Annotated in this window: 22 protein-coding genes; 13 read left to right on the top strand and 9 right to left on the bottom strand. The window is 67.0% G+C overall.

The genetic code is table 11. The annotated features are described in order from the left end of the window. Nucleotides 1-25: 25 nt before the first annotated feature. Complete coding sequence (locus tag NUW50_RS20145) at nucleotides 26-1,684, bottom strand: NAD+ synthase (RefSeq protein ID WP_258290978.1); 1,659 nt, start codon at nucleotides 1,682-1,684, stop codon at nucleotides 26-28. Nucleotides 1,685-1,888: 204 nt separating this feature from the next. On the opposite strand from NUW50_RS20145, the gene NUW50_RS20140 reads away from it, so the two are divergent. The 9 genes from NUW50_RS20140 (at nucleotide 1,889) to NUW50_RS20100 (ending at nucleotide 12,894) form a co-directional block, all read left to right on the top strand. Beyond that, the gene (locus NUW50_RS20140) at nucleotides 1,889-3,358 is read left to right on the top strand and encodes an MORN repeat-containing protein (protein WP_258290977.1); all 1,470 of its coding nucleotides are present in this window, start codon (nucleotides 1,889-1,891) and stop codon (nucleotides 3,356-3,358) included. A gap of 40 nt (nucleotides 3,359-3,398) precedes the next feature. Then, nucleotides 3,399-4,139 (top strand): metallophosphoesterase family protein, encoded by a 741-nt coding sequence (locus NUW50_RS20135; RefSeq protein WP_258290976.1) that lies wholly within the window; start codon nucleotides 3,399-3,401, stop codon nucleotides 4,137-4,139. A gap of 246 nt (nucleotides 4,140-4,385) precedes the next feature. Next, on the top strand, nucleotides 4,386-5,960 hold the full coding sequence (locus NUW50_RS20130) for a 2-isopropylmalate synthase (protein WP_258290975.1): 1,575 nt from the start codon (nucleotides 4,386-4,388) through the stop codon (nucleotides 5,958-5,960). A gap of 394 nt (nucleotides 5,961-6,354) precedes the next feature. Next, the gene (locus NUW50_RS20125) at nucleotides 6,355-7,392 is read left to right on the top strand and encodes a rod shape-determining protein (RefSeq protein WP_258290974.1); all 1,038 of its coding nucleotides are present in this window, start codon (nucleotides 6,355-6,357) and stop codon (nucleotides 7,390-7,392) included. Nucleotides 7,393-7,415: 23 nt separating this feature from the next. Beyond that, nucleotides 7,416-8,327, top strand: coding sequence for a rod shape-determining protein MreC (mreC, locus tag NUW50_RS20120; protein WP_258290973.1), 912 nt, complete (start codon nucleotides 7,416-7,418; stop codon nucleotides 8,325-8,327). After that, the gene (locus tag NUW50_RS20115; RefSeq protein ID WP_258290972.1) at nucleotides 8,320-8,859 is read left to right on the top strand and encodes a rod shape-determining protein MreD; all 540 of its coding nucleotides are present in this window, start codon (nucleotides 8,320-8,322) and stop codon (nucleotides 8,857-8,859) included. The genes mreC and NUW50_RS20115 overlap by 8 nt, the downstream gene beginning before the upstream one ends. Continuing rightward, complete coding sequence (gene mrdA / locus NUW50_RS20110) at nucleotides 8,856-10,808, top strand: penicillin-binding protein 2 (protein ID WP_258290971.1); 1,953 nt, start codon at nucleotides 8,856-8,858, stop codon at nucleotides 10,806-10,808. The genes NUW50_RS20115 and mrdA overlap by 4 nt, the downstream gene beginning before the upstream one ends. Then, nucleotides 10,805-11,953 carry a rod shape-determining protein RodA gene (rodA, locus tag NUW50_RS20105; protein ID WP_258290970.1) on the top strand — a complete coding sequence of 383 codons (1,149 nt, stop codon included), beginning with the start codon at nucleotides 10,805-10,807 and terminating at the stop codon, nucleotides 11,951-11,953. Before mrdA ends, rodA begins: the two co-directional genes overlap by 4 nt. Further along, complete coding sequence (locus tag NUW50_RS20100; protein ID WP_258290969.1) at nucleotides 11,950-12,894, top strand: 2-hydroxyacid dehydrogenase; 945 nt, start codon at nucleotides 11,950-11,952, stop codon at nucleotides 12,892-12,894. Before rodA ends, NUW50_RS20100 begins: the two co-directional genes overlap by 4 nt. Before the next feature lie 37 nt (nucleotides 12,895-12,931). Here the strand turns inward: NUW50_RS20100 and NUW50_RS20095 are convergent, their stop codons facing one another. The 3 genes from NUW50_RS20095 to ubiA are packed head-to-tail and all read right to left on the bottom strand — an operon-like array spanning nucleotide 12,932 to nucleotide 16,235. Next, entirely contained in the window at nucleotides 12,932-13,258 is a 327-nt protein-coding gene (locus NUW50_RS20095; protein WP_258290968.1) for a hypothetical protein, read from the bottom strand. Next, nucleotides 13,255-15,198, bottom strand: coding sequence for an OmpA family protein (locus NUW50_RS20090; protein WP_258290967.1), 1,944 nt, complete (start codon nucleotides 15,196-15,198; stop codon nucleotides 13,255-13,257). Before NUW50_RS20090 ends, NUW50_RS20095 begins: the two co-directional genes overlap by 4 nt. 59 nt (nucleotides 15,199-15,257) lie before the next feature. Further along, nucleotides 15,258-16,235 carry a 4-hydroxybenzoate octaprenyltransferase gene (ubiA, locus tag NUW50_RS20085; protein WP_258290966.1) on the bottom strand — a complete coding sequence of 326 codons (978 nt, stop codon included), beginning with the start codon at nucleotides 16,233-16,235 and terminating at the stop codon, nucleotides 15,258-15,260. Nucleotides 16,236-16,246: 11 nt separating this feature from the next. On the opposite strand from ubiA, the gene NUW50_RS20080 reads away from it, so the two are divergent. From NUW50_RS20080 to NUW50_RS20065, 4 genes are all read left to right on the top strand, one after another. Further along, nucleotides 16,247-16,969 (top strand): 16S rRNA (uracil(1498)-N(3))-methyltransferase, encoded by a 723-nt coding sequence (locus NUW50_RS20080; protein WP_258290965.1) that lies wholly within the window; start codon nucleotides 16,247-16,249, stop codon nucleotides 16,967-16,969. Then, nucleotides 16,966-17,508: a hypothetical protein gene (locus tag NUW50_RS20075; protein WP_258290964.1), complete on the top strand. Its 543-nt coding sequence runs from the start codon at nucleotides 16,966-16,968 to the stop codon at nucleotides 17,506-17,508. The genes NUW50_RS20080 and NUW50_RS20075 overlap by 4 nt, the downstream gene beginning before the upstream one ends. Nucleotides 17,509-17,610: 102 nt before the next feature. Next, the gene (locus tag NUW50_RS20070; protein WP_258290963.1) at nucleotides 17,611-18,981 is read left to right on the top strand and encodes a glutamate--cysteine ligase; all 1,371 of its coding nucleotides are present in this window, start codon (nucleotides 17,611-17,613) and stop codon (nucleotides 18,979-18,981) included. A gap of 225 nt (nucleotides 18,982-19,206) precedes the next feature. After that, nucleotides 19,207-19,449 (top strand): hypothetical protein, encoded by a 243-nt coding sequence (locus tag NUW50_RS20065; protein ID WP_258290962.1) that lies wholly within the window; start codon nucleotides 19,207-19,209, stop codon nucleotides 19,447-19,449. A gap of 143 nt (nucleotides 19,450-19,592) precedes the next feature. Here NUW50_RS20065 and plsY read toward each other — a convergent pair whose 3' ends face one another. The 5 genes from plsY to NUW50_RS20040 all read right to left on the bottom strand — a co-directional run bounded on the left by plsY (nucleotide 19,593) and on the right by NUW50_RS20040 (nucleotide 24,019). After that, complete coding sequence (plsY, locus tag NUW50_RS20060) at nucleotides 19,593-20,201, bottom strand: glycerol-3-phosphate 1-O-acyltransferase PlsY (protein ID WP_258290961.1); 609 nt, start codon at nucleotides 20,199-20,201, stop codon at nucleotides 19,593-19,595. Further along, nucleotides 20,194-21,474: a dihydroorotase gene (gene pyrC, locus NUW50_RS20055; protein WP_258290960.1), complete on the bottom strand. Its 1,281-nt coding sequence runs from the start codon at nucleotides 21,472-21,474 to the stop codon at nucleotides 20,194-20,196. The genes plsY and pyrC overlap by 8 nt, the downstream gene beginning before the upstream one ends. An 86-nt stretch (nucleotides 21,475-21,560) precedes the next feature. After that, nucleotides 21,561-22,184: an aspartate carbamoyltransferase catalytic subunit gene (locus NUW50_RS20050; protein ID WP_258290959.1), complete on the bottom strand. Its 624-nt coding sequence runs from the start codon at nucleotides 22,182-22,184 to the stop codon at nucleotides 21,561-21,563. 114 nt (nucleotides 22,185-22,298) lie between these two features. Beyond that, on the bottom strand, nucleotides 22,299-22,925 hold the full coding sequence (locus NUW50_RS20045; protein WP_258290958.1) for a hypothetical protein: 627 nt from the start codon (nucleotides 22,923-22,925) through the stop codon (nucleotides 22,299-22,301). 137 nt (nucleotides 22,926-23,062) lie between these two features. Further along, entirely contained in the window at nucleotides 23,063-24,019 is a 957-nt protein-coding gene (locus NUW50_RS20040) for an aspartate carbamoyltransferase catalytic subunit (RefSeq protein ID WP_258290957.1), read from the bottom strand. Nucleotides 24,020-24,158: the final 139 nt, after the last annotated feature.

Raw genomic sequence — 24,158 nt, 5'->3', positions numbered from 1 at the left:
GCCGGATCGCGGGGCGATCCGGGCCCTAGCTGTCGTCGCGCCAGCGGTTGACGATCGGGTAGCGCCGGTCGAGCCAGAAGGACCGCTTGGTCAGCCGGGTCCCCGGCGCCGACTGGAAGCGCTTGTATTCCGACAGATAGAGCAGATGCTCGACCTTCTTCACCGTCGCCCGGTCATGCCCTTCGGCGACCAGATCGGCGACCGAGGCCTCGCGGTCCACCAGCCCGTCCAGAATCGAATCGAGCACCGGATAGGGCGGCAGACTGTCCTCGTCCTTCTGGTCGGCGCGCAGCTCGGCCGAGGGCGGTTTCGAGATCACCCGGTCGGGGATCACCTCGCCTGCGGGCGCCAGCATCCACGGCCGGTGATGCGCATTGCGCCAGCGGCAGGTCTCGAAGACCCGGGTCTTGTACAGATCCTTCAGCGGGTTGTAGCCGCCCGCCATGTCGCCGTAGATCGTGGCATAGCCGACCGCGACTTCCGACTTGTTGCCGGTGGTCAGCAGCATCTCGCCGAACTTGTTCGACAGCGCCATCAGGATCAGGCCGCGCAACCGGGACTGGATGTTCTCCTCGGTCAGGTCCGGCTCGGTACCGGCAAAGACCGGCGCCAGCGCTTCGGACACCGCCGCCCGCGGCCCCGAGATCGGGATCGTGTCGTAACGCAGCCCAAGGGCATCGGCGACCGCCTGGGCATCCTCCAGCGAATGGGTCGAGGTGTATTCGGAGGGCATCATCACCCCGCGCACGTTCTCCGGCCCGATCGCATCGGCGGCGATCGTCGCCACCAGCGCCGAATCGACCCCGCCCGAGAGGCCCAGCAGCACCTTCCCGAAGCCGCATTTGCGCAGGTAGTCGCGCAGGGTCTCGACCATGACGCGGTAATCCTGCTCCCATTCGTCGGGGAAGGCCGCCTTGCCGCCCTCCTTCGCCCGCCAGCCCTGTTCGGTGCGTTCGAAATCGACATGGGCCAGAGCCTCGTCGAAGACCGGCAGCTGCACCGCCAGCCGCCCGCCGGGGTTCAGCACGAAGGAGCCGCCGTCGTACATCTGGTCGTCCTGGCCGCCGACCTGGTTGAGATAGACCATCGGCAGGCCGGTCTCGATCACCCGCGCCACCATGATCGACTGTCTCCGGCCGAACTTGCCCCGGTAATAGGGGCTGGCATTGGGGACGAAGAGCATCTCGGCTCCGCTTTCGGCCAGGGTCTCGGGCACGTCCGGGAACCAGGCGTCCTCGCAGATCGGGGTGCCGATCCGCGCCGGACCGATTCGATAGGGGCCGGTGATATGGCCGGAAGAGAACTGCCGCACCTCGTCGAACACGGTGTAGTTCGGCAGGTGATGCTTGAGCATCCGCGCCACCAGCTGGCCGCCCTGCAGCACCGAGAAGGCATTGAAGACCTTCTCGCCCTCCAGCCAGGGATGGCCGATGCCCAGGGCCGGGCCTTCGGCGCAGTCGCGGGCCAGGGTCTCGACCATGTGCATGGCGTCGCGGGTGAAGGCGTGTTTCTTCACCATGTCCTGGCTGGAATAGCCGGTCAGGAACATTTCCGAGGTCATCACGATGTCGGACCCCGCCGCCTTGCCCTGCGCCCAGGCGTCGCGGGCCTTGGCCGCATTGCCGCGGATGTCGCCGACCGTCGGGTTCAGCTGCGCGATCGTGATCCTGAAAGTCTCGGCCATGCGCCGCCCGTCCCCGTTGTTCTCTGCCGGTCCGGCCCATGTCTTAGCAGAGATCGCCGCGAGCGGAAGAGCGGCGCCACGCCGCCCGCCGGACCGCGGCACGGGAAAACCGTTGTCTCGCCGGAGAGGCTCCTTTAGTCTCGGCCCGCAATTGCCCCGGGGTCAACGGCGGGGTGAGCGGGCACGACAGGGCTGGGGATCAAGGTGCAGAGAAAACAGGCATTTGCAGGCGTCGCTGCGGCGGCTTTCGCGGTCTCGCTCTTCGGTGCGGCGGGTCTTCCGGGCCCGGCATCGGCGCAGGATTCGGGCGCTGTCGAGATCAAGCAATACGAGGACGGCGGGGTCTACGAAGGCACGTTCAAGGACGGCAAGCAGCATGGCCAGGGCAGCTACCGGCTGCCGAACGGCTACGAGTATACCGGCGAATGGGTCAATGGCGAGATCAAGGGCCAGGGCGTGGCGCGGTTCCCGAACGGCTCGATCTACGAAGGGTCCTTTGCGCATGGCAAGCCGGAAGGGATCGGCAAGATCACCTTCGCCGATGGCGGCACCTACGAAGGCGACTGGGTCGATGGCAAGATCACCGGCTCGGGCGTGGCGGTCTATGCCAACGGGGTCAAATACGAAGGCGGCTTCCTGAATGCGCTGCACCACGGCATCGGCCGGATGGAGAGCGCCAACGGCTATGTCTACGAAGGCGCATGGGTCAACGGTGTCAAGGAAGGCCGCGGCAAGATCACCTATCCCGACGGCTCGGTCTACGAAGGCACGCTGAAGGCCGGGAAGCGCGACGGCGAGGGCACCCTGACGATGCCGGACGGGCTGGTCTATGTCGGCCAGTGGAAGGACGGCCAGATCAACGGGATCGGCAAGCTGACCCAGGCCAACGGCGATGTCTACGAGGGCCAGCTGGTCAACGGCCAGCGCCAGGGCAAGGGCAAGGTCACCTATGCCAATGGCGAGGTCTACGAGGGTGAGTTCGTGGCCGACCAGCGCCAGGGCCAGGGCACCTTCCACGGGGTGGACGGCTATCTCTATGTCGGCGCCTGGAATGCCGGGAAGATCGAGGGCAAGGGCAAGGTGACCTACCCGGACGGCTCGATCTACGAAGGCGACTTCCGCGACAACCTTGCCGATGGGGTCGGCAAGATCCTCTATCCCGACGGCAACAGCTACGAAGGCGAGTGGAAGGCCGGGATCATCGAAGGCAAGGGCGTCGCGCGCTACACCAACGGGCTGGTCTACGAGGGCGAGTTCAAGAACGCCCGCAACCACGGCCAGGGCAAGATGACCTATCCCGACGGCTATGTCTACGAAGGCGAATGGAAGGACGGCCAGCGCAACGGCATCGGCAAGGCGACCTATGCCGACGGCACGGTCTATGAGGGCGGCTTCGTCAATGGCCAGCGTGAAGGCAAGGGCACCATCACGATGCCTGACGGCTTCACCTATGTCGGCGACTGGAAGGGCGGCCAGATCGAGGGCCAGGGCAAGGCGACCTATGCCAATGGCGATGTCTACGAAGGCGAGTTCAAGGCCGGCAAGCGGCAGGGCAACGGGGTGATCCATTATGCCTCGGGCGAAACCGCCGAGGGCAAGTGGGAGAACGGCGCGCTGACCGACGGAACCCTGGTGCCGGCCGATGCGGCGGCGCCGGCCGAAGGCTCGGAGTAGACGGGACGGCGCCGGCGGATCGCCGCGGGGACGGGCCGGGATGACCCGGATCGCGGTTCTGGCCGATATCCACGGCAATGCCGATGCGCTGGCCGCGGTTCTGGCCGATATCGAGACCCAGGGCATCACCCGGATGGTCAACCTGGGCGACTGCTTCTCGGGGCCGCTGGCGCCGGCCGAGACATGGGATATGCTGGCGGCCCGTCCGATGCCCACGGTACGCGGCAATCACGACCGTTTCCTGATCGAACAGACCCCGGAGCGGATGGGCCGCTCGGACCTCGCCGCGCATGAAGACCTGCCCGGCGCGGCGCTGGAGTGGCTGCGCGGCCTGCCGCCGGTGCTGGAGATGGACGACCTGTTCCTCTGCCATGCGGTGCCGGGCGACGACCTGACCTATTGGCTGGACCGGGTCACGCCCGAAGGCCATGTCGCGCTGCGCGGAGCCGGCGAGGTGGCCGAGCTTGCCGGCGGAGTGACCCGGCCGGTGATCCTTTGCGGTCACACCCATGTTCCGCGTCTGGTGCGGCTCGCCTCGGGGCAGATGGTGCTGAATCCCGGCAGCGTCGGCTGCCCGGCCTATTCCGATACCCTGCCGGTGCCGCATCGGGTCGAGATGGCCAGCCCGGAGGCCCGCTATGCGATCCTCGACCCTGCACCCGGCGGCTACGCGGTCAGCTTTCGCGCCCTGCCCTATGACCCCGCCCGGATGGCAGCGCGGGCCCGGGCCAGGGGACGCGAGGACTGGGCACAGGCGGTGCTGACCGGGCGTGTCGGATAGAAAGCACGCCAAGAGGCTGCAAAAACTCCGAATTTCCTCTTGCCAAGACCCGCTCCCCGACTATTCTCGCGCCCCATGACAGCGCAGGTTCATATGACGGCCCCGGACGCCCTGGCAGAAGCCTGTGCGCCGATTTCCCTGCGTGGTCTCCTTCTCCTTAGCCGCCTCTGAGCGTGCCTTTCGGCGCGACCGCTCAGAGGTGAGAAGCGCCGGTCAACCACGCCAAGGAACAGAAGGACCAAGACCATGACCAACATCAAGCAGGACCGCGTCCTGATTTTCGACACCACCCTGCGCGACGGCGAACAGTCGCCCGGCGCGACGATGACCCATGAGGAAAAGCTGGAAATCGCCCAGATGCTGGACGAGATGGGCGTCGACATCATCGAGGCCGGGTTTCCGATTGCCTCGATCGGCGATTTCGAAGCGGTGTCCGAGATCGCCAAGCTGAGCCGGAACGCGACGATCTGCGGGCTGGCCCGCGCCAACGAGAAGGACATCGACCGCTGCTGGGAGGCGGTGCGCCATGCCAAGAGCCCGCGCATCCACACCTTCATCGGCACCTCGCCGCTGCACCGGGCGATCCCGAACCTGACCATGGACGAGATGGCGGACCGGATCCACGAGACCGTGACCCATGCCCGCAACCTCTGCGACAACGTCCAGTGGTCGCCGATGGACGCCACCCGGACCGAGCATGACTATCTGTGCCGCACCGTCGAGATCGCGATCAAGGCCGGGGCCAGCACGATCAACATTCCCGATACCGTCGGCTATACGGCGCCGCGCGAAAGCGCCGATCTGATCCGGATGCTGATCGAGCGGGTGCCGGGCGCCGACGAGGTGATCTTTGCCACCCATTGCCACAATGACCTGGGCATGGCGACGGCGAACAGCCTGGCGGCGGTCGAGGCCGGGGCCCGGCAGATCGAATGCACGATCAACGGCCTGGGCGAGCGGGCCGGCAACACCGCGCTGGAAGAGGTCGTCATGGCGCTGAAGGTGCGCCACGACATCATGCCCTGGACCACCGAGGTGGACACGACCAAGATCATGGCGATCTCGCGCCGGGTGGCGACGATTTCGGGCTTTCCGGTGCAATACAACAAGGCGATCGTCGGCAAGAACGCCTTTGCCCATGAAAGCGGCATCCATCAGGACGGGATGCTGAAGAACGCCGAGACTTTCGAGATCATGCGGCCCACCGACATCGGGCTGAGCGCGACCAATCTGGTGATGGGCAAGCACTCGGGCCGGGCGGCCCTGCGCTCGAAGCTCAAGGAACTGGGGTTCGAGCTGTCGGACAACCAGCTGATGGATGTCTTCGTGCGCTTCAAGGCGCTGGCCGACCGCAAGAAGGAAGTCTACGACGACGACCTGCTGGCGCTGATGCGCGACCAGTCGTCCGAGGACGGGCACGACCATCTGCAGGTCAAGTTCCTGCGGGTGATCTGCGGCACCGAGGCCCCGCAATCGGCCGATCTGATCCTGTCGGTGGACGGCAAGGACCATCAGGTGACGGCGACGGGCGACGGGCCGGTGGATGCCACCTTCAATGCGGTGCAGAAGGTGTTCCCGCATCAGGCGACCCTGGCGCTCTATCAGGTTCATGCGGTGACGGATGGCACCGATGCGCAGGCGACGGTCTCGGTCCGGCTGGAAGAGGATGGCCGGATCGCGGTCGGCCAGGCCGCCGACACCGATACGGTGGTCGCCTCGGCCAAGGCCTATGTCCAGGCGCTGAACAAGCTGATCGTGCGGCGCCAGAAGACCGCGCCCAATGCCGATGTGAAGTCGGTGACGATGCGCGACGCCGGATAGGCGGCGCCGACAAGATCGGGCGGGCGGCAGCGGTTCGGCCCGCGCCGCCCGGTCCTCCACAGATTGACCGGAACGAAGACGAGCGCATCGATCACGGGACGCCGTGCCGCCCCGCCGTGCCCCCGCTTCAAGAAAAAGTGTTGTCGCCGGATCGGTCGCCCCTTCTCCGCCCGGTGGTCGCGCGGACCAGGCCCGAACGCAGGGTCCGGCGGGGCACCAGGCCCGCGAGCTGCCGGTCGGAAAGGTGCCGGGCAGGGCCCCTGCCCCTCGGCATGGGCAAGAACACGCCTCCTTCCGCAGGATTTGCCCTTTCCCAGATAGGCCCCGGCTCCTATAAGGCCACCTGCCTTCGGCCAGAGTCGCGGGCTTGAAGGGCATGGGACATTAGAGACATATGTGGAGCTTGGGCGGACTATTCTCGTCGGACATGGCCATCGACCTCGGGACCGCGAACACGCTGATCTATGTGCGTGGCAAGGGCATCGTCCTGAACGAGCCTTCTGTCGTCGCCTATCACGTCAAGGATGGGCGCAAGCAGGTGCTCGCGGTCGGTGAAGATGCCAAGCTGATGCTGGGCCGGACCCCGGGCAGCATCGAGGCGATCCGGCCGATGCGCGAAGGCGTCATCGCCGATTTCGACGTGGCGGAAGAGATGATCAAGCATTTCATCCGCAAGGTCGCCAAACGCACCACCTTTTCGAAGCCGAAGATCATCGTCTGCGTGCCGCATGGCGCGACCCCGGTGGAAAAGCGGGCGATCCGGCAATCGGTTCTGTCGGCGGGTGCCCGGCGCGCCGGCCTGATCGCCGAGCCGATCGCGGCGGCCATCGGGGCCGGGATGCCGATCACCGACCCGACCGGCAACATGGTCGTGGATATCGGCGGCGGCACCACCGAGGTGGCGGTGCTGAGCCTGGGTGACATCGTCTATGCCCGCTCGGTCCGGGTCGGCGGCGACCGGATGGACGAGGCCATCGTCAACTACCTGCGCCGCCAGCAGAACCTGCTGATCGGCGAATCGACGGCCGAGCGGATCAAGACCAGCATCGGCACCGCGCGGATGCCCGATGACGGGCGCGGCGCCAGCATGCAGATCCGGGGCCGCGACCTGTTGAACGGGGTGCCCAAGGAAACCGAGATCAACCAGGCCCAGGTGGCCGAGGCGCTGGCCGAGCCGGTGCAGACCATCTGCGAAGCGGTGATGACCGCGCTGGAAGCCACGCCGCCCGACCTTGCGGCGGATATCGTCGATCGCGGCGTGATGCTGACCGGCGGCGGCGCCTTGCTGGGCGAACTGGATCTGGCGCTGCGCGAACAGACCGGACTGGCGATCTCGGTCGCGGACGAGTCACTCAATTGTGTGGCGCTCGGCACCGGCAAGGCGCTGGAATATGAAAAACAGCTTCGGCATGTGATAGACTACGAAAGCTGACAGACCGCCCGAGGGGACCCCAGGTGGCACGCGACAGAGGCACCGGCGAGACCTATGTCCGCCCGATCAGGCGCATTCTGGTCGGGACACTGGTCATATTCCTGCTGGGCATGTTTCTGATCTGGCGGATCGATTCGCCGCGCGTCGAGCGGTTCCGCACCGCCTTCGTTGACAGCGTCGTGCCCAGTTTCGACTGGGCGCTCGTGCCCGTCACCAAGGCCGCCGGGATGATCGCCGACTTCCAGAGCTATACCCGGATCTACGAACAGAACCAGGAGCTGCGGCGCGAATTGCAGCAGATGAAGAGCTGGAAGGAAGCGGCACTGCAACTGGAACAGGAGAACGCCAAGCTGCTCGACCTGAACAAGGTCCGGCTGGACCCGAAATTCACCTTTGTTACCGGGGTGGTTCTGGTCGACAGCGGAAGCCCGTTCCGCCAGTCGGTGCTGCTGAACGTCGGTCAGCGTGACGGCATCGTCGACGGCTGGGCGACGATGGACGGGGTCGGGCTGGTGGGCCGGATCTCCGGAGTCGGAAAATCGACCAGCCGGGTCATCCTTCTGACCGATTCCAACAGCCGTATCCCGGTGTCGATCCAGCCCTCGGGGCAAAAGGCGATCATCGCCGGCGACAACTCGCCCCGGCCCCCGATCGAGTTCCTGGAGCATCCCGAACTGGTCCGGCCCGGCGACCGCGTGGTCAGCTCGGGCGACGGCGGCGTGTTCCCGGCCGGGCTGCTGGTCGGCGAGGCGGTCCTGGGCGCCGACGGGCGGCTGCGGGTGAAGCTGGCGGCGGATTACCAGCGGCTGGAATTCCTCAGGGTGCTGCGCAGCCACAAGGCGGACTCGCTGAGCGATCCGGGCGGCCTGGTCCATTCCGGCCCGCCGGTGTTCCCCCTGCCGACCGAGACGGAGGCGGCAGCGTCAGATGGGTGATCGACTCAGTTCATATCGCGCGGTCTACTGGCTGATGTTCCTTGGCCTTGCCGTCCTGGTGATCTTCGTGCAGCTCCTGCCGATCTCGCTGGTCACAGGTGGCTGGGCCGGGCCGGACGTGCTGCTGGCGATCACGATGGCCTGGGGGCTGCGGCGACCGGATTACCTGCCGCCGCTGCTGGCTGGTGCGGTCATGCTGATGGCGGATCTGATCCTGCAGCGGCCGCCCGGGCTCTGGGCGGCGCTGGTGGTGCTGGCGCTGGAACTGCTGCGGGCCCGCAACCAGATTTGGCGCGACCTGCCCTTCCTGCTGGAATGGGGCGTGATCTCGGTGGTCATGGCGGCGGTGGTGCTGCTCTACTGGCTGGTGCTGGCGGTGTTCTTCGTGGTTCAGCCGGCCATCGGGCTCTATCTGATCCAGCTGATCTCGACGATCCTGGTCTATCCGCCGGTGGTGCTGATTTCAGCAACCGTCCTGGGGGTGCGCAAGGTTGCACCCGGCCAGGTCGATGCCCTGGGACACCGGCTATGAGACGATCTCCGCGCGATGTCGAAAGCTCGACCCGCCGGGTCTCGCGCCGGGCGCTTCTGCTGGGCGGAGCACAGTTGAGCTTCATGGGCGTGCTGGCCCTGCGGATGCATTACATGCAGGTCGACCAGGCCGACAAGTTCCGCCTGCTGGCCGAGGGCAACCGGATCCAGATCCGCCTGCTGCCCCCGGCCCGCGGGCCGATCCTCGACCGCCGTGGCGTGATCGTGGCGGGGAACGAACAGAATTACTCGATCGTCATGGTGCGCGAGAATGTCGAGGACGTCGACGCGGTGCTGGACCGGCTGGCCACGCTGATTCCGCTGGACCCCGACGATCTGGAGCGGGTCCGGACCGAGATCAAGCAGCGCGCGCCGAATGTCGCGGTGACCATCGCCGACCGGATGAGCTGGGAGGATCTGTCGAAGGTCGCGGTCAACGCCCCGGCCCTGCCCGGCATCACCCCCGAGGTCGGGCTGTCGCGCATCTATCCGCTGGACAAGGATTTCGCCCATGTCGCGGGATATGTCGGGCCGGTCTCGGACTATGACCTGACCAAGGGCTATCTGGCCGATGATGACGATCCGCTGCTGGGCATCCCGAAGTTCCCGGTCGGCAAGGTCGGGGTCGAGGCCAAGCTGGAACAGATCCTGCGCGGCAAGGCCGGCGAATTGCAGAACGAGGTCAACGCCTATGGCCGGGTGATGCGCGAACTGGGCCGCCACCCCGGGGACCCAGGCAGCAGCGTGACCCTGACCGTCGACGCCGGCCTGCAGAATTATGTCCAGGCCCGGATGGCCGGCGAAAGCGCCGCCGCGGTGCTGATGGATTGCCGCAACGGCGATCTTCTGGCGGTCGGCTCTGCCCCGTCCTATGACCCGAACAAGTTCGTGCGCGGCATCTCGGTCGCCGATTATCGCGCCCTGACCGACGACATCTATCGGCCGCTGGCCAACAAGGCGGCCCAGGGGGCCTATCCGCCCGGCTCGACCTTCAAGCTGGTGACCCTGCTGGCGGCGCTGGATGCCGGGGTGATCGAGCCGGAAGAAACCGTCTACTGCCCCGGCCACGTCGACCGTTCGGGGCGCCGCTTCCACTGCTGGAAACGGGCGGGGCACGGCTCGATCGACGCGGTGAACTCTCTCGCCCAGTCCTGCGACGTCTACTACTACGATGTTGCCGAACGGGTCGGGATCGAGAGGATTTCCGCCATGGCGCGGCGCCTGGGCCTGGGCGAGCGGCACGACCTGCCGCTGTCGGGCATGTCCGAAGGGCTGGCGCCGGACAAGGCCTGGAAACGGGAACGGCGCGGCGAGGAATGGCTGGTCGGCGATACGTTGAACGCCGGGATCGGTCAGGGGTTCGTGCTGGCCTCGCCGATCCAGCTGGCGGTGATGACGGCGCGGATCGCCTCGGGGCTGGCGCTGAAGCCGCGGCTGATCAAGGCGATCGACGGCGAAGAACTTCCGGTCGAACCGGCCCCGCCGCTGGGTGTCGCCGACGAGCATCTGCGGGTGGTCCGGCGCGGGATGTTCAATGTCTCGAACAACCGCCGCGGCACCGCGTTCTCCAGCCGGATCGACGACGACGACAAGCGGATGTGCGGCAAGACCGGGACCAGCCAGGTCCGCAACATCACCGCCGCCGAACGGGCCCGCGGCGTATCGAGCAACGCGAGCCTGCCCTGGGAGCGGCGCGACCATGCCCTGTTCGTCTGTTTCGCGCCCTATGAAGCGCCCGAGATCGCCTGTTCCACGATCGTCGAACATGGTGGCGGCGGCTCGGCGGTGGCGGCACCGGTGGCGCGCGACATGCTGCTGCAGGCCCTGTTCGACGGCACACCGCCGCTCGAAGCCTATCCGGCGAACCAGCGCAACACGATCCGCGAGCGGCAGAAGACGCTGAAGCTGCGCACCGCCGACGCCAGCAACGGCGAGGTCTCGAACGGATGAGCTATCTTGAATACAACGTCACCACGGTCCCGACCGGGCTGCGGAAGCTGCTCTATTTCAACTGGGGGCTGGCGATCCTGCTGACGGCGGCGGCGGGCTTCGGCTTCCTGATGCTCTATTCGGTGGCGGGCGGCGATATCGACCGCTGGGCCAAGCCGCAGATGGTACGGTTCGGCATCGGCATGGCGGCAATGCTGGTGATTGCCATGGTGCCGATCTGGTTCTGGCGGAACATGGCCGGGCTGGCCTATGTGGTGGCGCTGGTGCTGCTGATCGGGGTCGATCAGTTCGGCGAGACCGGCAAGGGCGCGCAGCGCTGGATCGACCTCGGCTTTCTGCGTCTGCAACCCTCCGAGATCATGAAGATCGCGCTGGTGATGATGCTGGCCGCCTATTACGACTGGCTCGACATCCGCAAGGTCTCGCATCCGCTCTGGGTGCTGGTGCCGCTGGCGATCATCCTGGTTCCGGCCTTCCTGGTTCTGCGCCAGCCCGACCTCGGCACCGCGATCCTGCTGGTGATGGGCGGCGGCATCGTGATGTTCGCCGCCGGCGTGTCGCTGTGGTATTTCGGCGGGGTGATCGCGGCGGGCATCGCGCTGGTGACCACCGTCCTGGCCTCGCGCGGGACCTCGTGGCAGTTGCTGAAGGACTACCAGTTCCTGCGGATCGACACCTTTCTCGACCCCTCCTCGGCGCCGCAGGGGGCGGGCTATCACATCACCCAGGCGAAGATCGCCATGGGGTCGGGCGGCTGGACCGGGCGCGGCTTCATGCAGGGCACCCAGTCGCGGCTGAACTTCCTGCCCGAGAAACACACCGACTTCATCTTCAACACATTGGCCGAGGAATTCGGCTTTATCGGAGGCGTCTCGTTGCTGGCGGTCTATGCGCTGATCATCCTGTTCTGCATCTCCTCGGCACTAAACAACAAGGACCGGTTCGGAGCCCTGGTCACCTTGGGGCTTGCGGGGACCTTCTTCCTGTTCTTCGCGGTCAACATGTCGATGGTCATGGGGCTTGCCCCCGTCGTCGGCGTGCCGCTGCCGCTGGTCAGCTATGGCGGCACCGCGATGCTGATCCTGCTGCTGGGCTTCGGCATCGTGCAGAGCGCCCATGTCCACCGGCCGCGGACCCGGGCATGACGCTGCGAATTCTGTTCTCGGCGCCGCCCGATTTCTGGGCCGACTATGCAGAGGTCCTGCCCGAGGCACTGGCCGCGCAGGGGCTGCAGGCCGACCTGGCCCCGGTCGGCACGGCGGACTGGGCGCCGGAGACCGTCGATTACCTCGTCTTCGCACCCAGCGGCCCGATCAGCGACTTCTCGGTCTACACCAACGCCAAGGCGGTGCTCAGCCTCTGGGCCGGGGTCGAGACGGTGGTCGGCAACCCGACCCTGACCCAGCCCCTGTGCCGGATGGTGGATGTCGGCATTGCCGAGGGCATGATGCAATGGGTGGTGGCGCATGTCCTGCGCCATCATGTCGGGCTCGACGCGCATGTGGTGAATCCCGGCCACCTCTGGAAGCCGACCCATCCGCCGCTGACCCATGAGCGGCCGATCGGCGTGCTCGGACTGGGTGAGCTGGGGCAGGTCTGTGCCAAGGCGCTGGCGGGGCTGGGCTTCCCGGTGTCGGGCTGGAGCCGGAATGCCAGGGACGTGCCGGGGATCGACTGCCAGTCGGGGCCCGAGGGGCTGGAGACGGTGCTGCGCCGGTCCGAGATCCTGGTGCTGCTGCTGCCGAAGACGCCGGAGACCGAGAACATCCTCGATGCGCGGCGGCTGGCGCTGATGCCGGAAGGGGCGGTGATCGTGAACCCGGGCCGCGGGGCGCTGATCGACGATGCGGCGCTGATCGCGACGCTGGACAGCGGCCGGATCGGCCATGCCACGCTGGACGTGTTCCGCACCGAGCCGCTGCCGCAGGATCATCCCTTCTGGGCCCATCCGCGCGTCACCGTGACGCCGCATGTCGCCGCGACGACAAGGCCCGCCACCGCCTCGAAGGTGATTGCCGAAAACATCCGCCGCAACGAGAGCGGAGAGCCATTGCTCTACCGGGTCGATCGGGCCGCGGGCTACTGACGACCGGAGCCGCCGGGAAGCCGGATAGCGCCGCCGCCTAGCTGGCGTTCATCCGTTCGATATAGGCGCGCAGTTCCTCGGCCTCGGCCCGCGCCTCGCGCAGACCTTCCATGGCGGCGCGCAGCTCTGCCTCGGTCTGGGCCAACTGGTTGGCGTGGGCGGCCTCGCGATCCTGAAACCAGGTGATGGCCTGTTCGCGGGCTTCCTCGGCCTCGTGCAGCTGCTGCGCCAGCTTGTCCACTTCGCCCATTTCCGACTGGTTGATCCGGGTGAACCGGTGGATCAGCCAATGCGCGAACCAGCCGAACAGAAAGGCCAGAAACAGAACGATCGCCGTCGCGACAATGAATTCCGTCCGGTTCATGGCTTGTCTCCGCTTTCATCCGCCGCGCCTGCATCGTCCGCACCCGCGGCATCGGTGCCCGCACCGTCGCCAGCGGCATCGTCCGCGCCCGCATCTTCCGCAGCGTCGGCCTCTTCATCCTCCGAGATCAGCCGGAATTCAATCCGCCGATTGGCCTCGCGCCCCTCTTCGGTGCCGTTGTCGGCAATCGGGGCATCCTCACCATAGCCGCGGGCGGTCAGGTTGGTGGTCAGCACCCGCCGGGAGAGAAGCGCGTCCAGCACCGCCTCGGCCCGTTTCTGGCTGAGCTGCTGGTTCATCTCTTCACGGCCCTGGCTGTCGGTGTGGCCGCCGATCTCCATCGGGTATTCGTCGCAGTTCTTCATCAGCTCGGCGATCTTGTCCAAGGTCTCGGCCGCGTCCTCGTCGATCTCGGCCGAGCCGGGGGCAAAGCTGACCTTCTTCGAGGTCAGGACCGCGTTGATCTGGTCCACGCATTCCTGGGCCGTCGGCAGGCCCAGGACCGGGTCAAGCTTTTTCTCGTAGGTGATGGCGATGTCGAAATTCGCCCCCTCGCCCAGCTTCGACGACAGCAGCCGCGAGACATTCGCCCGTGCCTCGGGATCGCCGGTCGTGCCATGCACCTCGAGATAATCGGGCTGCACCACGATGCCGCCTTCTGCAATGCCCTCGAGCGATTCCAGGGCCGCCAGCACCCGCAGCGGCCAGTCTTCCGGCACGCTGTCGTCCACCCGGGTGGCATTCTGCACGCTGGAGGCGCCGAACAGCGCCTTGGCATAGCCCTCGACCACCGCCTTCTCGCGGTCGTCGCGCAGCTTGCCGCGCATCGTCAGCATGCCCTCGGAATCCAGGTCGGCCAGGAATTCGGGCGGGCCATCGCCTTCGCCGGTGCCGTCGATCACCACTTTCTCGGGCAGCACGGCAGTCAGCGAAAATCCTTCCGGCAGCTGGTTTTCCAGCTTGCCGACCACGGTATCGAACTTGTCCTTGGGCGTGGATTCGCGGCCCACCAGAGAGACATCGACATCCGAGATCGTCACCGCCCCGGCCCCGAGTTCCTTAACCGCGCCGATCGCCAGCACCGCCGCATCGGCCCAACGCGGGCTGGGCGCCCCCATGCCGATCACGCAATTGGTCTTGCCCGCCATCCCCGCCGCCAGCGCGGCCTGCACGATGCGGCGCTGCGCCTCGGCGGTATCGGCCGAACAGGCATCGAAGCGGGCGCGACCGTTGCCGTCGATCAGGAACCGCAGGGTGAAGGGGGTGATCGCCGGCCGCGGGGCAGTGATGTCGAGCGCCACCTTCAGCCCGTCCGGCGCCTTGCGGGCCAGTTCGGATTCCAGCCGATGCTTGTCGGACAGGCTGTCGGACATGCCCGAGACCTTGACCTGATCGGCCGAGATCGAGATTTTCGCCCGCGCCAGCATCTCGAGAGCATCGAGCCCGTATTCGACCGAGCGGTCCCAGCCCTCGGGCACCGGATGGTCGGCGCTTTCCAGCAGGTCCACCACCTCGCCCCCGGACGACAGTTCGTTCACCCGGGCCAGGAAGGCATCGCGGTCCATGGCCTTGGGCAGCAGGCCGATCAGGGAGAAATCATCCTCGTTGCGCAGCACCTCGATCGAGAAATGCGGCGGCTCGATCTGCGCTTCGACAACGTCGATCTGGTCCAGCACCCGGGCGGAATCGACGACGGTTCCGGCGGCGGTCAGTGCACGAAAGCGGATCGCCTCGGACGGCGCCGTGCCCATCACCTTGACCTGCAGGCCATCGACCGAGACCCGCGCCCAGTCATAGCCGGACAGACGCAGCACCTGGACGACATCCGACAGCGACCGCGCCTCGATCATCCTGACCAGCAGGCCCGAGGCCAGGATCGCCAGGATGGCGGCCACTGTCAGGGCGGTGATGGCGGGAAGGCGTCGGGCGATGGCGTTCATCTGGGGCTGGGGGTTGTTGCTGCTCGCCGTTGTCTAGGCGGTTGGCCGCGGGGCTGCAATCAAAGAGCCGCTGCCAAGGCAAGAAACAGCCCAGCTATCAGGCCGCTGTCGCGATTCGAGCGGAACAGGCGCAGGCAGTTTTCCGGATCCTCCGTATCGAGATGGCGCAGTTGCCAGACCAGATGCCAGCCCATCGCCCAGGGTGCCGCCAGCGCCAGCACCAGCGCCAGGACATTGCGCCCCGGCCCGTAGGCGAGCATCACCGCCACCCCCATCAGGATGACCGTTGCGACCAGGAAGCCGCGCAGCCAGGCGTGGGTCGCGGCGCCGAACAGCCGGGCCGTCGAGCGGACACCGATCAAGGCGTCGTCCTCCTTGTCCTGATGCGCATAGATCGTGTCGTAGAACAGCGTCCACATGATGCCGGAGAGATACAGCGCGACCGGCGCGGCACTCAGGCTGCCGGTCACCGCCGCCCAGCACAGCAGCGCGCCCCAGTTGAAGGCCAGCCCCAGGAACACCTGCGGCCACCAGGTGAAGCGCTTGGCAAAGGGGTAGATTGCCACCAGTGCCAGCGAGCCGACGCCCAGCCAGATCGCCAGCGGGTGGAAGGTCAGCAGGATCAGGAAGGCCAGCCCGGCCTGCGCCACCATCCAGACCGCCGCGGCCCTGACCGAAACCCGGCCGGAAGGGATCGGCCGCGACCGGGTGCGGGCCACCTTGCCGTCGATGTCGCGGTCGGTGATGTCGTTCCAGGTGCAGCCGGCGCCGCGCATCAGAAAGGCCCCGGCCCCCGAGGCGACGAAGACCCAGAGCACGGTCCAGCTGTAGCCCACCGTCCCGGCAGCCAGCAGCGCCCCCCACCAGCAGGGCAGCAGCAACAGCCAGGTGCCGATCGGACGGTCGGCCCGGCTCAGCCGCAGATAGGGCCGGGTGGCGGGCGGCGCCAGGCGATCGACCCAGTTGTCGGTGGCGTCGGCAACCTGTCCGGTCGCTTCGGGCCGATCACTCTCTGGCAATGTCACGGGGTCGGTCATAGATTGATTGCATGTCCGAAGCGTCTCTTCGCCTCTACCTAGACCAGCCCTTGGCCCCGGGGCAATCCGTGGCCTTGTCGCAAGACCAGGCGCATTACCTCTCGACAGTGATGCGGCAGGCGGCCGGCTCGGTCTTTCTGGCCTTCAACGGGCGGGACGGCGAATGGCAGCTGCGGCTGATCGAGATCAACAGGCGCCGCGGGCTGGCGGTGGTCGAGCATCAGACCCGCGAACAGGGCCTGCCGCCCGACCTCTGGCTGCTCTTTGCACCGATCAAGAAGGCGCGGACCGATTTCATCGTCGAGAAGGCGGTCGAGATGGGGGCGGCGCGGATCCTGCCGGTCATGACCGCGCATACCAATTCGGAACGCATCCGCCAGGACCGGTTGCAGGCTCATGCCCGCGAGGCCGCCGAGCAATGCGGCGCGACCTTCGTGCCGCCGGTGGCCGAGCTGACCAAGCTGGGCAAGCTGCTGACCGGCTGGCCCGAGGACCGGCGGCTGGCCTTCTGCGACGAATCCGCCCCGCCCGGTCCGGCCTTCGCCAACGCGGCCCCCGGTCCCTGGGCCCTGCTGATCGGACCCGAGGGCGGATTCAGCGGTGCCGAGAGGGCACAGCTACTGGCAAAGCCATTCGTGACACAAATCCGCCTTGGTCCGCGCATATTGCGGGCCGATACTGCCGCCGTTGCGGCATTGGCCCTGTGGCAGAATGCAGTAGGTGACTGGAGATGAGTTTCATTCGTCCTGAAGTCAGAAGCGGCCTGTGGCGCTGGCGCGAGACGCTGGCCGGATTGCTTGTCGGAGGCTTCGGACTCTGGGGCGCGATCGGCAGCGAAGGCGCCGCGGAAATGCTCGGCTATGCTTTCACGGTGGCGGGTGCGGTGCTGACCTTTGCCGGGATTCAGCGCGCCCGGTTCCGGATCGGCTCGGATGGGCCGGGGCTGGTCGAGGTGACCGAAGGCCAGGTGACCTATTTCGGACCCAACGACGGCGGCACCATCGCGGTGAACGACATCGCGCTGGTCGAGCTCGACCCCAAGGCGCGGCCGCATGCCAGCTGGCTGCTCACCGAGAACGGCCAGCCGCCGCTGGCGATCCCGACCACCGCGCAGGGTGCCGATGCCTTGTTCGACGTCTTTGCCGCGCTCGACGGTATCCGCACCGAGCGGATGCTGGCCGAGCTGAAGAAATCCCCCAGCAAGCGGGTGGTGATCTGGCAATCGCCCAAGCCTCTGAGCCACGCGGTGGCGATTCCCTCGGCGCTGCACTGAAGCAACGCGGCGGACCTGCCAGAGAACCCGCCGCCCCGCATTGACTTCGGCGCCAAAAGCCCACACCTCTGGCATCCCGTAACCCGCGCCGGAGCCTGTGACATGTCTATACCCCAATCCGGTGGCGGACCGATCGAACGGCCGGAGCAACTGGCCGAATATCTGGCCGAAGGCTGCAAGCCCAAGGCCGACTGGCGGATCGGGACCGAGCACGAGAAATTCGGCTATTGCAAGGACACGCTGCTGCCGTTGCCCTACGAGGGGAAGCGCTCGATCAAGGCGGTGCTGGAAGGGCTGCGCGACAGTTTCGGCTGGGAGCCGGTGCTGGAGGCCGGCAACATCATCGGGCTGATCAAGGACGGCGCCAATGTCTCGCTGGAACCCGGCGGGCAACTGGAGCTGTCGGGTGCGCCGCTCGAATCGATCCACCAGACCTGCGACGAGGTGAACGAGCATCTGCGCGAGGTCCGCGAGGTGGCCGACAAGATCGGGGTGGGGTTCATCGGTCTGGGCGCGGCGCCGATCTGGACGCATGAGCAGATGCCGCTGATGCCCAAGGGCCGCTATGTGCTGATGAACGAATACATGGGCCGGGTCGGCACCCATGGCAAGCAGATGATGCGGCGGACCTGCACGGTGCAGGTCAATCTCGACTTCGGCTCGGAAGCCGACATGGTCGAGAAGTTCCGCGTCTCGCTGGCCCTGCAGCCGGTGACGACGGCGCTGTTTGCCAATTCGCCCTTCTTCGAGGGCAAGCCCAACGGGCACAAGTCCTGGCGCAGCCGGATCTGGCGCAGCCTGGACGACAGCCGCACCGGGATGCTGCCCTTCGTCTTCGAGGATGGTTTCGGCTTTCAGCGCTATGTCGATTACGTGCTCGATGTGCCGATGTATTTCGTCTACCGGGACGGCAACTACATCGACGCCCGCGGCCAGTCGTTCCGCGATTTCATGGCCGGGAAACTCCCCGCGCTGCCGGGCGAGATCCCGACGCTGTCGGACTGGGCCGACCATCTGACGACGATCTTCCCCGAGGCCCGGCTGAAGAGGTTCATCGAGATGCGCGGCGCCGACGGCGGGCCGTGGCGGCGGCTCTGCGCGATGCCGGCGCTCTGGGTCGGGCTGATCTATGACCAGTCGAGCCTCGATGCCGCCTGGGATCTGGTCAAGGACTGGGACGCGGAAACCCGCGAGGCGCTGCGGGTCTCGGCCTCGGTGGACGGGCTGGCCGGCGGCGCCGGCGGGATCAAGATGCTCGACCTCGCGCGCGAGGTCGTGGCGATCGCCGAAGCCGGCCTGAAGGCGCGCGCGGTGCCCGGCGCCGGCGGGCTGGTCCCGGACGAGACGCATTTCCTCTCGGCCGTGAAGGACACGCTGGAAAGCGGCAAGACCCCGGCGGACGAATTGCTGGAGCATTACCACGGCGATTGGCACGGCGACCTGACCCGGATCTACGCCGAATACAGCTATTGATACCGATTGTTCGAATCAGGATACGCGCACCCGGCACCGATAATTCATTGCCCTTCGACAGCGCTGTTTCCGCCCCTCGGGCGGTCTTGTCGCAAAAAGTGAGGCAAATAGGTGACAGAACTGTATCTATGTCGTGCTGCGGCAATCTGCCCTAGATTTTGATTGACGTGAGGTAATTTTCTCGAAAATATTTTTGGACGCGTCATTAATTTGGAAGGGACAGTCATGCGTCAGGCAATCATCAATTCACTCGACATTCTAATCTGGATCATGGGCGGCCTCATCGCCCTTGGCGGTGTTGTCGGCGGCATCATGGTGCTGGCTCAGGGCGAGGCGATGGGCCTTGTCTTCATCATCGGCGCCCTGCTTTACGCGATCATCTTCATGGGCATGTTCTTCCTGATCATCGGGATGCACAACAACACCCGGCGGACCGCCGAAGCGGTCGAGAAGCTGGCGATGCGCTGATGCCGCGGCGCCTTCGGGCGCCGGTGGCCAAACGGCAGACGGAGGCCCCGGGCGCGGGGCAGACCGACGGATTAGCTTGCCCCCGGACGTCCGATTAGGCGTGCCGGGGGCATTTCGTTCGGACAGGTCGATGAACGCCGCGATCAGCCCTTCTGGCCGATCCGGGTCTCGGTCCCGGCCTTCAGGCGCTTGATGTTGTCGCGGTGCCGATACCAGACGATCAGCGCCAGCAGCGTGGTCAGCACCATGTATTCCGAGCGGCCCAGCAGCACCGCCCAGAGCGGGCTCATCGCCACCGAGACCAGCGCCGCGGCCGAGGAATAGCGGCTGGCCGCCGCCATCACCAGCCAGGTGGCGCAGCAGGCCAGTCCAAGCGGCCAGTAGAGCGCCAGCAGCGTGCCCAGGAAGGTCGCCATGCCCTTGCCGCCGCGAAACCGCAGCCAGATGGGGAAGCAATGGCCCAGGAAGGCCGCGAGGCCCGCCAGCTGCGCGGCGTCCTCGGCCAGCAGCCAGCGCGCCAGCAGCACCGCCACGCCGCCCTTGCCGGCATCGAAGACCACCGTCAGCGCGGCGGCCGTCTTGTTGCCGGTGCGCAGAACATTGGTGGCGCCGATATTGCCCGAACCGATGCGGCGCAGATCGCCCAGCCCGAACAGTCGGGCCATGACGATGCCGAAGGGCACGGACCCCAGCAGATAGGCCGCCAGTGCGGTCAGCGCCATCAGGCCATTGGGTGTCACAAACTCAGGCATCGGCGGTCATCCCGTGAACGATCTCGCCCGCGACGAGCGTCATCCGCACCTTGCCCTGCATCCGGGCGCCGTCAAAGGGGGTGTTCTTGGATTTCGAGCGCAGCGCGAAGCGATCCAGCACGAAAGGCGCATCCGGGTCGAAGACCACCAGATCGGCGGGCGCTCCGGGCGCCAGCCGTCCGGCATCGAGCCCCAGGCGCCGGGCCGGATTCAACGACAGGGCGCGGAACAGCTGCGGCAGGGTCAGTTCTCCCGAATGGAACAGGCGCAGCGCGGCGGGCAAGAGCGTCTCCAGCGCCACCGCACCCGAAGCGGCCTCGTCGAAGGGCAGGCGCTTCGATTCCTCGTCCTGCGGCGTGTGCATCGAGGAGATCACGTCGATCAGCCCGTCGGCGACGGCCTCGACCATCGCCTTGCGGTCATCCTCGGAACGCAGCGGCGGCTTGACCTTGAAGAAGGTCCGGTAGTCGCCGACATCGAATTCGTTCAGGGTCAGGTGATGGATCGAGACCCCCGCCGTCACGTCCAGCCCGTTGGCCTTGGCCCGGGCCAGCGGCGGCAGGGCGCGGGCGGTGGTGATCTGGTCGGCGTGGTAGCGGACGCCGGTCATCTCGACCAGGCCGATGTCGCGGTCGAGCCCGATGCGCTCGGCCATCGGCGAGACATGCGGCAGGCCCTTGAGGCTGGCGAACTTGCCCGCGGTGGCGGCGGCGCCCAGCGACAGGCCCGGTTCCTGTGGGTGGCCGATGACCAGGGCGCCGAGGCTGCGGGCATAGGTCATCGCGCGTGTCAGGACCTTGGTATCGGTGACGACATGGTCGCAATCGCTAAAGGCGATCGCCCCGGCATCCAGAAGAAAGCTGATCTCGACCATCTCGCGCCCGGCCCGGCCCTTGGTCAGGGCCGCCATGTGGCGGATGTTGACCCGGGCCGCATCGCGGGCGCGGCGGGTGACGAATTCCAGGATCTCCGGGGTGTCGATCGCCGGGTCGGTATCGGGCCGGGTGACCATGGTGGTGACGCCCCCCGCCGCAGCCGCCAGCCCGGCCGAGCGGAAGCTCTCCTTGTGCCGTTCGCCGGGTTCGCAGACCTTGACGCCGATATCGACGATACCCGGCGCCAGGCAGGCGCCGGCACAGTCGATCTGCTCCACCACGTCGGGCGGCGGCGCCCCGACCGAGACGATCCGGCCCTTGTCCAGCATCACGCCGCCCGTGGTGACGGTCCCGGCCTCGGGGTCGATCAACCGGGCATTGCCAAGGTAGAGTGCCATTGCCGCTCCTGTCCGGGGGGCCCCAAGCGGGGCATCTGCCCGGGGGTCATAACGCGGGCGCGGCGCGGCTGGCAACCGTGCGCCGGTCAGGCACGGACGGCGGCAGCACCGTTCATGGCGGCCTGCGCATCGCGCATCAACGCAAAGACCCTGCGCGGGCTCTCGATCCTGCGAAAGCCGACCGGATGCACGGTGGTCCTCGGCCCGCGATAGCGGCGGCTGCTGCCGGTGCCGGTATAGCCCCCGGCTCGATGCACCACGCGCTCGGCGAACCACAGGTTGCCGATCTCGCCATCGTTCAGGATCAGCCGGGTATCGGGTTCGATCGGATAGCGCTCCAGCTTGCGGCCCCGCAGGGTGTCCGTGGCGATATAGGCGGTGCGGTCGCTGAGCGTGTACCAGGTCCGGCCGCGCAGATAGGCATCCCAGAACAGCCGTCCGACGACCATGTAGAGCCCGACCGCCACGAAGGGCAGGCCGAAGAGCGGGAAGAAGCGGAAGACGTCCGGGCCGGACATCCGGTGAAAGCCGCCGGTGATCGAGGCGGCGCCGAGAACCCAGAACACCGCGAATCCCGCGAAGAACAGGCCGAAGACGCTCTGCACCGACAGCAGATCGGTCCAGATCACGCCGCCGCGCGGGCGGCCCTGCCACAGAATGCGTTCGCCCGGGTCCAGGATATCGTCCCAGCCGCCGCGGTCATCGGTCATGCCGACCCTCCCCTGCTTTCGATCCCCGCATCACCTCCGGAACCTTGCCGCCATGATCGGCATCCCGGGGCCCGCTGTCACCTGACAACCACCGTCATCCGGCGGGTTTTCGGGCTAGGCTGGCTTGCGGGTCTCGGTCTTGGTGCCGCCCTTGCCGCGCGCCGCCCGCAATGCGGCGGCGGCAGCTTCGGCATCGGCCTGGCGCAACCCGGGAAATCCCAGCAGCCGACGCACCGGCGCCCGCATTCCCGGCACGTCGTTGCCGGTCCGGACCAGGGCGATGTTGTAGCCCCAGAGCGCCTGCCATCCCCGCTTGCCAAGGTCCTCTGCCCGGGGCTCGGCCTCTTCGCCCAGCGGATAGAAATGCGCCCCGCCCGGGGAACAGATCGCGGCAAAGCGGTCGGTGACGGCATAGCGGGTCTTGCGGCGCTGGCTCCGGTTCAGCATCGGAATACCGACAAGAAAGCCGAGGGCGACCAGCATCGGCAGGCTGCCGAAGACGATCGCCAGCCCCGTCGATCCGCCCAGTTCGGCCCGGTTGGCCCAGAGGATCGCCCAGACCCCCAGCCCGATCAGCAGCAGCGCCCAGCCGAAGCCCCGGACCACCCCGACCGCACGCGGCGCGGCGACGGACATGTCGGGGCGGCCATGCCAGAGGATCGTCTCGCCGGGGCGCAGGAGCCGGCCCCAGATGTCGGGAATTTCCGCGTCCGTCGTGACAGGCGCCTGTGGGTCGGTCATCTTCATTCTCCCGGTCGGGCCGAAGCCCGGCAGGAATCCGGAGCAGCGACGAATGGGAAATGTTTATCGCGTTATGCGCCGGACGCAACCGCTGCCGGTCTTCGCCACGGTGCCGGAGCCCCGCCGTGCGCCCCTTGCTAGACCATCACCCGGCGCGGCGTGTTCCGCGCCTTGAGGTTGCGGGCCAGCAGGTCCATCGCGGCCATACGCACCGCCACACCCATCTCGACCTGTTCCTGAATGACGCTGCGGTTGATGTCGTCGGCGATGGTGCCGTCGATCTCGACCCCGCGATTCATCGGCCCCGGGTGCATGACGATGGCGTCGTCCCTGGCCTTGGCCAGCTTTTCGGCATCCAGCCCGAACCGGTGGAAATACTCGCGTTCCGACGGGATGAAGCCGCCGTCCATCCGCTCTTTCTGGAGCCGCAACATCATCACCACATCGGCGCCGGCCAGCCCTTCCGCCATGTCGTCAAAGACCTCGACGCCCCAATCGACGGCGCCGGGCGGCAACAGCGTCGGCGGGCCGATCAGGCGGACCCGGTTCTCCATTTTGCCGAGCAGATGGATGTTCGACCGCGCCACCCGGCTGTGCGCGATATCGCCGCATATTGCCACCGTCAGCCGGTGCAGCCGGCCCTTGGCGCGGCGGATCGTCAGCGCGTCGAGCAGAGCCTGGGTCGGATGCTCGTGCCGTCCGTCGCCGGCGTTCAGCACGGCGCAATTGACCTTGGAGGCCAGCAGGTTCACCGCCCCGGACGAGCCATGCCGCACCACCAGAAGGTCCGGCCGCATCGCGTTCAGCGTCAGGGCGGTGTCGATCAGCGTCTCGCCCTTCTTCACGCTGCTGGTGGCCACGCCCATGTTCATCACATCGGCGCCCAGCCGCTTGCCCGCCAGTTCGAAACTGGCCTGGGTGCGGGTCGAGTTCTCGAAGAACATGTTGATCTGGGTCAGCCCGGCCAGGACCGGATCGGGGCGCTGGCCGCTGCGGTTCTGCTCGGCATAGCGGTCGGCGAGGTCGAGTAGGCTGCGAATCTCATCCGGATGAAGCGGTTCGATTCCCAGAAGATGGTCCTGACCGAAGATCATGGGCGCTTGTCCTTTTGGGCGTTATAGGAAGCGCGGCCCGGTGCGGCAACAACCAACACGGGCGGCCTTGTTCCCGGGCGGTGACCCGACCCCAGGGATCGAGATTTCGCACCGCTGCGCGCCGGTTCGCCAAAGCCGT

This window comes from Frigidibacter sp. ROC022 (assembly GCF_024723735.1).
GTDB lineage: Bacteria > Pseudomonadota > Alphaproteobacteria > Rhodobacterales > Rhodobacteraceae > SLM-1.
Note: the sequence above shows the minus strand (reverse complement) of the source record. Positions and strands in the feature narration are given on the sequence as shown.